This is a genomic window from Streptomyces sp. NPDC003016 (genome assembly GCF_053591455.1).
The window spans coordinates 86006-99081 of the sequence record NZ_JBSFTV010000002.1 but is presented as its reverse complement, the minus strand read 5'-3'; the positions used below and the strand labels follow the sequence as shown (position 1 = coordinate 99081).

The 13076-nt window shown below is 70.8% G+C and carries 10 protein-coding genes and 2 tRNA genes; 7 read left to right on the top strand and 5 right to left on the bottom strand.

Annotated features, from left to right (window positions below; all coding sequences use genetic code 11):
- Positions 1-21: 21 nt before the first annotated feature.
- The 6 genes from ACWDZ4_RS01880 to ACWDZ4_RS01855 all read left to right on the top strand — a co-directional run bounded on the left by ACWDZ4_RS01880 (position 22) and on the right by ACWDZ4_RS01855 (position 5163).
- Positions 22-735: a M50 family metallopeptidase gene (locus ACWDZ4_RS01880; RefSeq protein WP_451506506.1), complete on the top strand. Its 714-nt coding sequence runs from the start codon at positions 22-24 to the stop codon at positions 733-735.
- A 129-nt stretch (positions 736-864) separates the two neighbouring features.
- Positions 865-2208: a 3-phosphoshikimate 1-carboxyvinyltransferase gene (gene aroA, locus ACWDZ4_RS01875; protein WP_451506505.1), complete on the top strand. Its 1344-nt coding sequence runs from the start codon at positions 865-867 to the stop codon at positions 2206-2208.
- A gap of 14 nt (positions 2209-2222) precedes the next feature.
- Positions 2223-3233: a ribosome small subunit-dependent GTPase A gene (gene rsgA / locus ACWDZ4_RS01870; RefSeq protein WP_451506504.1), complete on the top strand. Its 1011-nt coding sequence runs from the start codon at positions 2223-2225 to the stop codon at positions 3231-3233.
- A gap of 93 nt (positions 3234-3326) precedes the next feature.
- Positions 3327-3650: a DMT family transporter gene (locus tag ACWDZ4_RS01865; protein WP_451506503.1), complete on the top strand. Its 324-nt coding sequence runs from the start codon at positions 3327-3329 to the stop codon at positions 3648-3650.
- A gap of 96 nt (positions 3651-3746) precedes the next feature.
- Positions 3747-4541: a histidinol-phosphatase gene (gene hisN, locus ACWDZ4_RS01860; RefSeq protein WP_451506502.1), complete on the top strand. Its 795-nt coding sequence runs from the start codon at positions 3747-3749 to the stop codon at positions 4539-4541.
- A gap of 214 nt (positions 4542-4755) precedes the next feature.
- Entirely contained in the window at positions 4756-5163 is a 408-nt protein-coding gene (locus tag ACWDZ4_RS01855; protein WP_451506501.1) for a CBS domain-containing protein, read from the top strand.
- A 64-nt stretch (positions 5164-5227) separates the two neighbouring features.
- Here ACWDZ4_RS01855 and ACWDZ4_RS01850 read toward each other — a convergent pair whose 3' ends face one another.
- Positions 5228-6697 (bottom strand): catalase, encoded by a 1470-nt coding sequence (locus ACWDZ4_RS01850; RefSeq protein ID WP_451506500.1) that lies wholly within the window; start codon positions 6695-6697, stop codon positions 5228-5230.
- Between the two features lie 126 nt (positions 6698-6823).
- On the opposite strand from ACWDZ4_RS01850, the gene ACWDZ4_RS01845 reads away from it, so the two are divergent.
- Complete coding sequence (locus ACWDZ4_RS01845) at positions 6824-7240, top strand: Fur family transcriptional regulator (RefSeq protein WP_451506499.1); 417 nt, start codon at positions 6824-6826, stop codon at positions 7238-7240.
- 145 nt (positions 7241-7385) lie between these two features.
- Here the strand turns inward: ACWDZ4_RS01845 and ACWDZ4_RS01840 are convergent.
- From ACWDZ4_RS01840 to ACWDZ4_RS01825, 4 genes are all read right to left on the bottom strand, one after another.
- A tRNA-Met gene (locus ACWDZ4_RS01840) sits at positions 7386-7459 on the bottom strand.
- A gap of 109 nt (positions 7460-7568) precedes the next feature.
- Positions 7569-9701 (bottom strand): sel1 repeat family protein, encoded by a 2133-nt coding sequence (locus ACWDZ4_RS01835; RefSeq protein WP_451506498.1) that lies wholly within the window; start codon positions 9699-9701, stop codon positions 7569-7571.
- A 213-nt stretch (positions 9702-9914) separates the two neighbouring features.
- A tRNA-Met gene (locus ACWDZ4_RS01830) sits at positions 9915-9988 on the bottom strand.
- Positions 9989-10030: 42 nt separating this feature from the next.
- The gene (locus tag ACWDZ4_RS01825; RefSeq protein WP_451506664.1) at positions 10031-12973 is read right to left on the bottom strand and encodes a UPF0182 family membrane protein; all 2943 of its coding nucleotides are present in this window, start codon (positions 12971-12973) and stop codon (positions 10031-10033) included.
- Positions 12974-13076: the final 103 nt, after the last annotated feature.

Below are 13076 nucleotides of genomic sequence, written 5' to 3'. Positions count from 1 at the left end.
CTTCAAGGAGCCGCCCTGACCATGGACAGCACCCCTCTCGGCGATCTGTGGGACCGCCTCTCCGGTACGCAGCCCGATCCGGGCCAGTGGCTCGTGGCGGCCGCGGCCCTCCTCGCCCTGGCCGTCGTCGTCCCGCGCCCCGTGTGGCGCCTGTCGCGCAACGCCATCACCATCGCCCACGAGGGCGGCCACGGTCTGGTCGCCCTGCTCACGGGCCGCAGCCTCGACGGCATCCGCCTCCACTCCGACACGAGCGGCCTGACCGTGAGCCGGGGCAGGCCGACCGGCATCGGCATGATCCTGACGGCCGCCGCCGGCTACACCGCGCCCTCCCTCCTGGGCCTCGGCGGTGCCTGGCTGCTCGCCGCGGACCGCATCACGCTCTTCCTCTGGATGGCGACGGCCCTGCTGCTGGTGATGCTGGTGATGATCCGCAACGCGTACGGCGCCCTGACCGTGATCGTCACCGGCGCCGCCTTCCTCCTGGTCTCCTGGCTCACGGCCCCGGAGATCCAGGCCGCCTTCGCGTACGCCGCCGTCTGGTTCATGCTCGTCGGCGGTGTCCGTCCCGCCTTCGAGCTCCAGTCCAAGCGCCGTCACGGGGGTGCCCCCGACTCGGACGCCGACCAGCTGTCGCGGCTCACGCACGTACCGGCCGCGCTGTGGCTGTTCTTCTTCCACACGGTGTCGCTCTGCGCCCTGCTGGGTGGCGGGCGCTGGCTGCTCGGCCTGTGACGGCGGCCGGAGCGGCCCCGGCCGGAGACCGTCACGCACCGTCCGCACGCCGACACCATTGAGTTACGTCCCGGTTTCAGGGCATTTGATCAAGATCCGGGCCCGCCGCGAACCATTAAAGTGAAGGCCATGACCGAAAGCCCCGTGCACCCCGCCCTCTGGCCCGCACCCCACACCGGCGAAGCCGTCGACGCGACCGTCACCGTGCCCGGATCGAAATCGGTCACCAACCGCGCTCTCGTCCTGGCCGCCCTCGCCGCCGAGCCCGGTTGGCTGCGCCGCCCGCTGCGCTCCCGCGACACCCTGCTGATGGCCGACGCGCTGCGCGCGATGGGCGTGGGCATCGAGGAGACCGTGTCGTCCTCCTCGTCCGCCACGGGTGAGCTCGACGGCTCCGGCGAGGCCTGGCGCGTGATCCCGGCGGGGCTGCACGGACCGGCCACGGTCGACGTCGGCAACGCGGGCACCGTGATGCGCTTCCTGCCGCCCGTCGCGGCGCTCGCCGACGGCCCCGTCCGTTTCGACGGCGACCCCCGTTCCTACGAACGCCCGCTCGGCGCCGTCATCGACGCGCTGCGCACCCTCGGCGCCCGTATCGACGACGACGGCCGCGGCGCGCTCCCGCTGACCGTGCACGGCAGCGGCGCGCTGGACGGCGGCCCGGTCGAGATCGACGCGTCCTCGTCCTCGCAGTTCGTCAGCGCGCTCCTGCTGTCCGCCCCGCACTTCAACCAGGGCGTGGAGGTGCGCCACACCGGCGCCACCCTCCCCTCCATGCCGCACATCCTGATGACCGTCGACATGCTGCGCGCGGTCGGCGCCCAGGTGGACACCCCCGAGTCCGGCGGCGAGCCCAACGTGTGGCGGGTCTCCCCCGGCGCCCTGCTCGGCCGCGACCTGACCGTCGAGCCCGACCTCTCCAACGCGCAGCCGTTCCTCGCCGCCGCCCTGATCACCGGCGGCCGGGTCACCATCCCCGACTGGCCCGAGCGCACCACCCAGCCGGGCGACGCGCTGCGCGAGATCTTCACCGCGATGGGCGGCTCCTGCGAACTCACCGAGCAGGGCCTGACCTTCACCGGCAGCGGCACGGTCCACGGCATCGACGTGGACCTCGGCGACGTCGGCGAGCTGACTCCCGGCATCGCGGCGGTCGCCGCCCTGGCCGACTCCGAGTCCGTACTGCGCGGTGTCGCGCACCTGCGGCTGCACGAGACCGACCGGCTGGCCGCCCTCACCCGGGAGATCAACGCGCTCGGCGGCGACGTCACCGAGACCGAGGACGGCCTGCGCATCCGGCCGCGCCGCCTGCACGGCGGGACCTTCCACACGTACCACGACCACCGCATGGCGACCGCGGGCGCGATCATCGGCCTCGCGGTCAAGGACGTGCTGATCGAGAACGTGGCGACCACCGCCAAGACACTGCCCGACTTTCCGCAGATGTGGACCGGAATGCTCGACGGAAACTGACGGGGCCTGACGACATGCGCCGCTACGGCAAGAACCCCGACGAGGACGACATCCGGGTCCGCCCCAACCGCAAGGGCAACCGGCCTCGCACCCACACCCGCCCCAAGCACGAGGACGCCGTCGAGGGCTTCGTCCTGACCGTCGACCGGGGCCGCATCACCTGCCTCGTCGAGGACCGCACGGTGGTCGCGATGAAGGCCCGCGAGCTGGGCCGCAAGTCCGTCGTCGTGGGCGACCGGGTCGCCATCGTCGGCGACCTGACGGGCGACAAGGACACCCTGGCCCGCATCGTCCGCGTCGAGTCCCGCCGCTCGGTGCTGCGCCGTACCGCCGACGACGACGATCCGTTCGAGCGGGTGGTCGTCGCCAACGCCGACCAGCTGGCGATCGTCACGGCCCTGGCCGACCCCGAGCCGCGCCCGCGCATGATCGACCGCTGCCTGGTGGCGGCGTACGACGCCGGGCTCGAACCTCTCCTCGTACTGACCAAGTCGGACCTGGCCCCGGCGGACCAGCTGCTGTCCGCCTACCGTCCCCTCGGTGTCCCGTACATCGTGACCAGCCGCGAGGACCTGGCGAACGGGGCCGCGACCGAGCTGGTGCGGCGGCACCTGGAGGACAAGGTCACGGCCTTCGTCGGCCACTCGGGCGTCGGGAAGACGACGCTGGTCAACACGCTGGTGCCGGAGGACCGCTGGCGTACGACCGGCGTGGTCAACGCGGTCACCGGCCGCGGCCGGCACACCACCACATCGGCGCTCGCGCTGCCGCTCACGGGGGTGGACGGCTGGGTGATCGATACGCCCGGCGTCCGTTCCTTCGGGCTGCACCACGTGGATCCGTCGCGCGTCATCCTCGCCTTCCCGGACCTGGAACCGGGGACGGAGGGCTGCCCGCGCGGCTGCAGCCACGACGAGCCGGAGTGCGCGCTGGACCGGTGGGCGGCCGACGGTCACGCCGATCCGGCCAGGCTGGACTCGCTGCGGCGGCTGCTCGCGACGCGGGAGCGGCGCGAGGGCGACTGACCCGCCGCGCCGCGTTCACCTCTGCCCGCTCCCGGTAAGGGCATACTCGCACCAAGTACGACGAAGCAGTCACCGACGCGGGAGGAACCGGCCATGGCGTGGCTGCTGGTGGTGGTGGCGGGGCTCCTGGAGACCGGCTTCGCGGTGTGCCTGAAGCTGTCCCACGGCTTCACCCGGCTGTGGCCCACGATCGCCTTCGCCTCGTTCGCGCTGGGCAGTTTCGGGCTGCTGACGCTCGCCCTGAAGAAGCTCGACGTGGGACCCGCGTACGCGGTGTGGACCGGCATCGGGGCCGCGGGCACCGCGATCTACGGGATGGTCTTCCTCGGCGACGCGGTCTCGACGCTGAAGCTCGTCTCGATCTCGCTGGTGATCATCGGCGTCATCGGGCTCCAGCTCTCGGGCTCGGTCCACTGAGAGCGGTGCGCGGGATCCGCGGCATACGGACAGGAGAGCGCGCCCGCACACCGGGACCGTGTGGTTCGCGGAGGACGTGGTCGATACTGTTCGGTCATGCCCGACTATCACGATGATCTGCGCTTCGCCCATGTCCTCGCGGACGCCGCGGACGCCACGACGATGGAGCGCTTCAAGGCCCTGGATCTCAAGGTCGAGACCAAACCGGACATGACTCCGGTGACGGAGGCCGACAAGGCCGCCGAGGAGCTGATCCGCAGCCACCTGCACCGCGGCAGGCCGCGCGACGCCGTCCTGGGCGAGGAGTACGGGCTGCAGGGCTCGGGCCCGCGCCGCTGGGTGGTCGATCCGATCGACGGCACCAAGAACTACGTGCGCGGCGTGCCGGTCTGGGCGACGCTGATCTCGCTCATGGAGGCCGGCGAGAACGGCTTCCAGCCCGTGATGGGCGTCGTGTCCGCACCCGCGCTGGGCCGCCGCTGGTGGGCGGCGAAGGGCGGCGGCGCGTACACCGGGCGCAGCCTCACCTCGGCCACGCGGCTCCACGTCTCCAAGGTCGACCGGATCGAGAACGCGTCCTTCGCGTACTCCTCGCTCAGCGGCTGGGAGGAGCAGGGACGCCTCGACGGCTTCCTGGACCTGACCCGCGCCTGCTGGCGGACGCGCGGATACGGCGATTTCTGGCCGTACATGATGGTCGCCGAGGGGTCGGTGGACATCTGCGCGGAGCCGGAGCTCTCACTCTGGGACATGGCCGCGAACGCGATCATCGTCCAGGAGGCCGGCGGTGTCTTCACCAGCCTCGACGGTGTGACGGGACCCCACGGCGGCAACGCGGCGGCGTCCAACGGCCTGCTCCACGAGGAGATGCTGGGCCACCTCCGCGGATAGGGCGCCCTCCCCGTACGGAAGTCCGACACCCGGCGTACTTCGTCCCGGCCCTCATGAAACCGGCGCGCGGAGGCGTGTGATCGCGTCACACGCCTTCCCGCGCCCTCTTGTTGCCGCCCCGCCCGGCTGCCACTCTGGGAACCCCCCACTTGTGAACTTGTGAATCGGTTCTCGCAGTTCGTGGGTTCGCTTCACCCAGGAGGTGGCTCCTTCCATGCTCGTCCGTGACGCCATGAGTACGGTGGTCCTCACCATCGGCCCCGCCCACACACTCCGCCAGGCAGCCCGGCTGATGGCGGAGCGCCGCGTCGGGGCGGCCGTCGTCCTCGACACCGACGCCGACGGACTCGGCATCCTGACCGAACGCGACATCCTCGTCTCCGTCGGGTCGGGCCAGGACCCCGACCTCGAAACGGCCGGAGCGCACACCACCACCGACGTCGTCTTCGCCGCACCCTCCTGGACCCTGGAGGAAGCCGCGCAGGCCATGGCGCACGGGGGCTTCCGGCACCTGATCGTGCTGGACGGCAACGGCCCCGTGGGCGTCGTCTCCGTACGCGACATCATCCGCTGCTGGGCACCGGCCCGACGGCGGCCGCAACCGACCGCACTGGTGATCTGAGGACGCGAGAGGGCCGGACTCCCCTCGGGGAATCCGGCCCTCCGCCCACGACAAGCGGTCCGTACTAGCCGCGCAGGGCCTGGACCGCGGCTTCCAGCCGCTTGCCGAAGTCACCGTCGGCCTGACGGAAGTTGTTGATCGCGCGCTCCGCGATGTCGTCGCGCGACACCTTGGAGATGAACTGGGCCAGGTTGTCGACCAGACGGCCCTTCTCGTCCTCGGACATCAGGCGGTAGAGGTTGCCCGCCTGGACGAAGTCGTCGTCCTCGGCATGGCGCGGAGCCTCGTGGTTGCCCGTGGCGCCCTCGACCGGGAGGGGCTGCCACAGCGGCTTGTCCGTCTGGAACGGGCCGCCGAAGCTGTTGGGCTCGTAGTTCTTCGTGCCGTTGTGGCGGCCGTCGTACAGGTAGCCGTCACGGGAGTTCGTCCGCGCCTCGGTGGCGTGCGGGCGGTTCACCGGCAGGTGGTCGGCGTTGATGCCGACGCGGTAGCGGTGGGCGTCGCCGTACGCGAAGAGACGGCCCTGGAGCATCTTGTCGGGCGAGGGGCCGATGCCCGGCACGAAGTGCGCGGGGCTGAAGATCGACTGCTCGACCTCGGCGAAGATGTTCTGCGGGTTGCGGTTGAGCTCCAGCTTGCCGATCTCGATCGGCGGGTAGTCCGCGTGCGGCCAGACCTTGGTCAGGTCGAACGGGTTGAAGCGGTACGTCGCCGCGTCGGCCGCCGGCATGATCTGCACCTGCACGGTCCAGGACGGGAACTCACCGCGCTCGATGGCCTCGCGCAGGTCGCGCTGGTGGCTGTCCGGGTCCATGCCGGAGAGCTGGTTGGCCTCGTCGGTGGTGAGGTTCTTGATGCCCTGGTCGGTCTTGAAGTGGTACTTGACCCAGAAGACCTCGCCGGCCTCGTTGTTCCACTGGTACGTGTGCGAGCCGTACCCGTTCATGTGGCGCAGCGTCGCCGGGATGCCGCGGTCACCGAACAGCCAGGTCACCTGGTGCGTCGACTCGGGGCTCAGGCCCCAGAAGTCCCACACGTTGTCGGCTTCCTGCGAGCCGGTGTACGGGTCGCGCTTCTGGGTGTGGATGAAGTCGGGGAACTTGATGGCGTCCTTGATGAAGAAGACGGGCGTGTTGTTCCCGACGAGGTCGTAGTTCCCCTCCTCCGTGTAGAACTTCAGCGCGAAGCCGCGGGGGTCGCGCACGGCGTCCGCGGAGCCGAGGTTGCCCGCGACCGTCGAGAAGCGCAGGAAGGTCTCGGTCTGCTTGCCGACCTCGGAGAGGAATTTCGCACGCGTCCACTGCGAGACGTCACGGGTCACCGTGAAGGTGCCGTACGCACCGGCGCCGCGTGCGTGCACGACGCGCTCCGGGATGCGCTCACGGTTGAAGTGCGCGAGCTTCTCGAGCAGCGCCTGGTCCTGAACCAGGACCGGACCTCCGGCGCCCGCGGTCTCACTGTTCTGGTTGTCGGCTACCGGCGCGCCGGCCTCCGTAGTGAGCGGTCCGTGCGTCACGTGCGCCTCCTGCGTCATACCTGCAAGTCCTGTCCCTTGGCGTTTGCCATTGCCGATCCTACAATGGACTTTGTCTAAGTCAAGCAAACATCCAAAGTCACACCCGTTCGGGACCTGGGTCCCACCACTGTTAGGCTGGACCTCATGAGTGACCTGTTGGAACGACTGCGCGGACGCGGCTGGCGCATGACTGCTCAGCGGCGCGTCGTGGCCGAAGTCCTCGACGGGGACCACATCCACCTCACCGCCGACGAGGTGCACGCGCGCGCTGTGGCCAAGCTGCCGGAGATCTCCCGGGCGACCGTCTACAACACGCTGGGCGAGATGGTGTCCCTCGGCGAAGTGATCGAGGTCTCCACGGACCGCCGGGCGAAGCGGTACGACCCGAACGCGCACCGGCCGCACCAGCACCTGGTGTGCGCGCAGTGCGGCGCCATACGCGACGTGCACCCGGTGGGCAATCCGCTCACGGATCTGCCGGACTCCGAGCGCTTCGGCTTCACCATCTCGGACGTAGAGGTCACCTACCGGGGCACCTGCCCCCACTGCGCCTCCGCCTGACGCCGGCACCCGAAGGGCCCGGCACCGGTTTCCGGCGCCGGGCCCTTCGGCCCTTCACGCGCACGCCCGCACGCGCCCTTGTGCGTCCGTACACGACGAAGGCCCGGATCTCTTTCGAGATCCGGGCCTTCGGCTACCTCTTCAGTAGCGGGGACAGGATTTGAACCTGCGACCTCTGGGTTATGAGCCCAGCGAGCTACCGAGCTGCTCCACCCCGCGTCGGTAAACACGACTGTACGTCGCCCCGCCGACCAGCGCAAATCCGTTCCCGCGCGAGGTGGCCGCGCGAGGTGGCGAAACGATCCGTCGGCCGCCTGGCCGGGCCCGGTCAGGCGGTGAGCTCCTGGTGCAGTGCCTCGCGCAGCCGCGCCGCGCGCTCGGCGACCTCGGGGGGCCCGAGCTCCACCGCCCGCGCGCACCACCGCTCACCCTCGTCCAGCTCACCGTGGCGGGCGGCGAGCAGCGCGAGGCGCAGCGCGGCGCGGCCGTGGCCGGCGTGCGCGGCGCGCGACCACCACAGGGCGGCCTCCGGTTCGCTGCCCTCCCGGGCGAGCAGCAGGCCGAGGTTGAAGGCGCCGTTGCGGCTGCCCGCCTCGGCGGCCTCCCGGTACCAGCGCGCGGCGCCCTCCAGGTCGCCGCGGCCCGCGGCGAGCATGCCGACGCGCACCTGCGCACGGCGGTGCCCCTGCTCGGCGGCCCGCTCGTACCACTCCTCGCACTCGGACTTCTCGTTCAGCGTCTCGCCGAGGGCGGTCTGGCCCGCGGGGGGCTGCCGGCAGTCGAGCAGCGTGGCGAGGCGGAAGGCCGCCTCGGCGCTGCCGCCGCCCGCGGCGCAGCGCAGATAGCGCTCGGCCTCCTGCTCCTCGCCGTCCCGCAGCAGGGCGATGCCGACCTGGAGTGCGGCCTCCGTGTGCCCGGCGGCGGCCGCGCGCTCGTACCAGACGAAGGCCGTACGGTCGTCGTCGCGGCCCGCGTACAGGATGCCGAGGTTGAAGGCGGCGTCGACGCTGCCGGCCTCGGCGGCCTTGGAGAACCAGGGCTCGGCGCCCGCCGCGTCGCCGCCCTGGAGCAGCAGGATGGCGAGCGCGTTGGCGGCCTCGCGGTGGCCCGTGTAGGCGGCGCGGCGGTACCACTGGTCGGCCTGGGCGGTACGGCCCTGGGCGGCGCACAGCAGCCCGAGGTTGTACGCCCCGTTCACGTCACCGGCGTCCAGGGCGGCGCGGTACCACCGCTCGGCGGTCTGCTGTTCACCGCGGGCGGCGTGCAGGGCGCCCAGCGCGTTGGCGGCGTTGCCGTCGCCGTCCTGGGCGGCGCGCAGCCACCACACGGCGGCGCTGTCCTCGTCGCCCGCGTCGCGCAGCAGGAAGCCCAGTGCGCAGGCGGCCCGGGGCTCGCCGTCCTTGGCGGAGGTCAGGTACCAGCGCCCGGCCTCCTTGAGCTCGCCGCGCTCCTCCAGGATGGCGCCGAGGTGCAGGGCGGCGCGCCGGTGCCCGCGCGCGGCGGCCTGCCGGTACCACTGCTCGGCCTCGACGGCGGGGGCGAGCTCCCCGGCGCCGCTCCCGGCGTGCCGGGTGCCCGTGCCGGACTGCCACGTACCGGACTGCCCCTCACCGGTGCCCGCGCCGGGGTGGCTGTGGCCGGGCCTGCGGGTGTCGGTGCGGGCGAGCGCCGCGGCGGTGCCGACACCGGCGCCGGTGCCGGGGAGGCGGGTGCCGGTGCCGAAGTCGAGGAAGCCGGTGCCCATGCCGGCCCCGGTGTCGGGGCCGGGCCGGCGGAGGTCCGTGCGGTCGGTGGCAGGAGCCGCGCCCGGGTGCGGCCCGCCCGCGTCCGTACGCGGGTCCGCGCCGCCCGGCGCCGTACCGGAGTCGGCCGCGCCGGCACGCGCCTCCGCGGCGGCGCGGCGGTCCAGGGTGCGGGCGAGGCGGTACGCCGCCTCGCGGTGCCCCTGCTCGGCGGCGGCGCGCAGCCAGCGCTCGGCGCCCACGTCGCTGCGGTGTTCCAGGAGGTCGGCGAGGGCGTACGCCCCCAGCGCGTGCCCCTGCTCGGCGGACTGGCGCAGCCAGTACTCCGCGGCGGGCTCGTCGCCGCGCTCACGGTAGTGGCGGCCGAGTGCGTGCGCGGCGGCGGCGGAGCCGGCCACGGCGGCGATGCGCCACCAGCCGGCCGCTTCGTCGGCGTACCCGCGCTGATGGAGGAGGACTCCCAGGTTGTTGGCGGCGGCGCGGTCGCCGTCGGCGGTCGCGGCACGCAGGTAGGGTTCGGCGCCGTCGAGGTCGCCGCGGCGCAGCAGCAGCGAACCGAGCACGCTCATGGCCTCGGTGTCGCCGTTCTCGGCGGCGCTCCGGTGCCGCGCCTCGTACTCGGCCTCGGCGGTGTCCACAGCGTCAACAGCGTGCTCTTGGTCTCGCTGCACAAACCGCCCTGTCTCCAACAGAGTTGTCCTGTCCCCCATAAAACCCATCGTCGCACCACCCGTAACCCGCGTACACCTGGTATACCGCAGCCAGTGAGGTCACTTCAGCGTTTTGTCGACATGCCCACAGAGAGACACTTCAAACGCCTTGACCCCAACTCTCCCCACCAGAACGGGAGTTCGTACGGGCACACGGATGTCCGGGCACACGACGAGGGCCCGGATCTCGAAAGAGATCCGGGCCCTCGTCTTCTTCTTCAGTAGCGGGGACAGGATTTGAACCTGCGACCTCTGGGTTATGAGCCCAGCGAGCTACCGAGCTGCTCCACCCCGCGCCGTTGTGTTCAAACAGTACCACGGCGCGGGGACGTCCCTGCTCAGCTGCCCTTCTGGTCGCCCTTCTCGTCCTTCTCCGCCTCGGCGCCGGGCTTGTCGCCGGGCTCGGACCCGGCGCCCGGCTTGGCCGGCGCCCCGGTCTCCGCCCCGGCGTCGGCGGCCCGCTGCAACGCGTCCTGGAGCTCCTCCTGCGCCTTGCCGTACGCGGTCCAGTCCTGCTCCTTCAGCGCCTCCTCGCCCTCGTCGTACGCCTTCTGGGCGTCCTCGATGGCCTTCTGGAGCGAATCGTCGCCGTCGGACGGGGGCCTGGTGGTGTCGTCGTCACCGTCACCCGGCGGCGGAGGCGTCTCGCCCTCCTCGCCGAAGACCGCGTTCAGCGCCTCACCCAGCGTGTCCTTGAAGACGGTCTCCCTGCCGTAGGAGACGGCGACCTTCTTCAGGAGCGGGTAGGCGTTGTTGCCCTGGGCGTACACCGGCTCGACGTACAGGAAGCCGTCGTTCAGCGGGATCGTCAGCAGGTTGCCGTACTCGATGTCCGAGTTGGCGCCCTTCAGGTTCCTGACGAACTCGGCGACTTCGGCGTTGCTGTTGAGCCGGTTCTGCACCTGCTGCGGTCCCGGTACGTCGCCCGTGACTCTCAACAGCCTTATCGTGCCGTAGTCCTTGCTCGACGCGTCGGCGTCGACCGCCATGAACGCACCGAGATTCGGGCGCCCGTTGGGGGTGAACGTCGTCGTCAGCGAGAACTTCCGCTCCTGCTCCTGGGGCATCTTCAGGCTCAGGTAGTACGGCGGCACCGAGCTCTTCTCGCCGGTCGTCGGGTCGTCCGGCACCTGCCACGCGTCACTGCCGCTGTAGAACTGCGACGGGCTCTCGACGTGGTAGCGGGTGAGCAGCTCGCGCTGCACCTTGAAGAGGTCCTGCGGGTAGCGCAGGTGGTCCATCAGCGCGGGGGCGATCTCGCCCTTCGCCTTCACCGTGCCCGGGAACGCCTTCATCCAGGTCTTGAGGACGGGGTCCTCGGTGTCCCACTGGTACAGCTTGACCGTGCCGTCGTACGCGTCGACGGTGGCCTTCACCGAGTTGCGGATGTAGTTGACCTGGTTCTGCTGGGCGATCACCGCGCGCTGGCTGTCGGTCTGCGACAGCGAGTCGGCCGTCGTGTCCCCCAGCGTCGTGCGCGAGGCGTAGGGGTAGCCGTTGGTGGTGGTGTACGCGTCGACGATCCACTGGATGCGTCCGTTCACGACCGCCGGGTAGGCGTCGCCGTCGAGGGACAGCCAGGGCGCGACCGCCTCGACGCGCTCCTTGGGCGTGCGGTTGTACAGGATCCGCGAGCCCTCGCCGATGGCTCCCGAGTAGAGGATCTGCGGCTCGCTGAAGGCCGCGGCGTACGCGGCGCGGTTCAGCGGGCTCGACAGGTTGACCCCGCTCCTGCCCTCGTAGCTCGTGGTCTTGGTGGGCTCGCCGTTCTTCTCGTAGTCGAGCTCCTTCTGCGGCCCGCCCACGATCGAGTACTGCTCGGTCTTCTCGCCGTAGTAGATCCGCTGCTCGTACTCGCCGAGCGTGCCCCGGGACGGCAGGCCGGACTGCACGAAGTCCGGGGCGCCCTCGGTGTCCGGCTTGACCGCGGTGCCCTTGGCGGCGACCACGCCGTATCCGTGGGTGTACGTGAAGTGGTCGTTGATCCAGTTGCTCTTGGGGATGCCCTTGACGTCGAGCTCGCGCAGACCGACGACCGTGTCCTGGCCGTTGTACCGGTCCACGTCCAGCGTCGTGGGGAACTGGTAGTACTTGCGCTCCTGCTGGAGCTGCTGGAAGGTCGGCGAGACGACGTTCGGGTCGATCAGGCGGTAGCTGGCCGCCGTCTCGGCGTCCTCGCGCAGCTTGACGTTGTCCTTGCTGTCGCCGACGCCCTGGTAATCGTCCACCTTCGCGTCGTCGATGCCGTACGCCTCACGCGTCGCGTCGATGTTCTTCTTGATGTACGGCGCTTCCTTGGCCTGCTCGTTCGGCTGGACCTGGAACTTCTGCACGATCGCCGGGTAGAGCCCGCCGATGAGGATCGCCGAGAGCACCATCAGGCCGAAGCCGATGACGGGCAGCTGCCAGGTGCGGCGCCACAGCGTCGCGAAGAACAGCAGTGCGCAGATCACGGCGATGCAGAAGAGGATCGTCTTCGCCGGCAGGTAGGCGTTCGCGTCGACGTACCGCAGGCCGGCCCAGTTGCCCGTGGCCTTGAAGTCACTGGACTTCACCGCCAGGCCGTACCGGTCGAGCCAGTACGCGACGGCCTTGAGCGCCACGAAGATGCCGAGCAGCACCGACAGGTGGCCGGTCGCCGCGGCGGTCGCCCTGGCTCCCGGGCTGGTGATGCGCAGGCCGCCGTACAGGTAGTGCACCAGCGCGGCGGCGATCAGGGAGAGCACGGCGGCCGCGAAGCCGAAGCCGAGCAGGAAGCGGTACCAGGGGAGGTCGAACGCGAAGAACGACACGTCCAGCCGGAACTGGGGGTCCTTCTGGCCGAAGGAGACACCGTTGACCCACATGAGCCAGGTGCGCCACTGCCCGGACGCGGATGCTCCGGCGATCAGCCCGACCAGGGCGGTGACCGCGAGGAGCACCCACTTCTTGTACGGGGCGATGCCCATCCGGTAGCGGTCCAGGTTCTGCTGCTCCAGCGACATCGCGCTCAGCGGCGGCCTGAGCCGGTGCGCGAGCCAGATGTTCACGCCGACGGCCAGGGCCATCAGCAGGCCGAAGACGGCAAAGAGCCCGATCTTGGTCCACAGGGTGGTGGTGAAAACGGACGAATATCTGACCGAGCGGTACCAGAGCCAGTCCGTCCAGAACCCGGCGAACATGACGAACGCCATGGCCAGTACGGCCAGGACGCCCAAGGTCATGAGCAGGTTCCTGGCACGCCGGGAGGGCCGGCCGACTCTGATCCGTGGCCCTGTCGGGCCTCCGCCGCGGTCCGGCATCTGGAAAGCCAAGGTGCGCACCTCGAAAGTTCGCTGTCGTAGGAGCAGGCTCCGCGATCGTAGAGCCCACTCATGCAACTTACTGAAGCTTTACTCAGTTCCC

Coding starts and splice junctions, on each gene's coding strand:
- ACWDZ4_RS01880 (WP_451506506.1), top strand. CDS start 22: ATGGACAGCACCCCTCTCGGCGATCTGTGGGACCGCCTCTCCGGTACG.
- aroA (WP_451506505.1), top strand. CDS start 865: ATGACCGAAAGCCCCGTGCACCCCGCCCTCTGGCCCGCACCCCACACC.
- rsgA (WP_451506504.1), top strand. CDS start 2,223: ATGCGCCGCTACGGCAAGAACCCCGACGAGGACGACATCCGGGTCCGC.
- ACWDZ4_RS01865 (WP_451506503.1), top strand. CDS start 3,327: ATGGCGTGGCTGCTGGTGGTGGTGGCGGGGCTCCTGGAGACCGGCTTC.
- hisN (WP_451506502.1), top strand. CDS start 3,747: ATGCCCGACTATCACGATGATCTGCGCTTCGCCCATGTCCTCGCGGAC.
- ACWDZ4_RS01855 (WP_451506501.1), top strand. CDS start 4,756: ATGCTCGTCCGTGACGCCATGAGTACGGTGGTCCTCACCATCGGCCCC.
- ACWDZ4_RS01850 (WP_451506500.1), bottom strand. CDS start 6,697: ATGACGCAGGAGGCGCACGTGACGCACGGACCGCTCACTACGGAGGCC.
- ACWDZ4_RS01845 (WP_451506499.1), top strand. CDS start 6,824: ATGAGTGACCTGTTGGAACGACTGCGCGGACGCGGCTGGCGCATGACT.
- ACWDZ4_RS01835 (WP_451506498.1), bottom strand. CDS start 9,701: ATGGGTTTTATGGGGGACAGGACAACTCTGTTGGAGACAGGGCGGTTT.
- ACWDZ4_RS01825 (WP_451506664.1), bottom strand. CDS start 12,973: ATGCCGGACCGCGGCGGAGGCCCGACAGGGCCACGGATCAGAGTCGGC.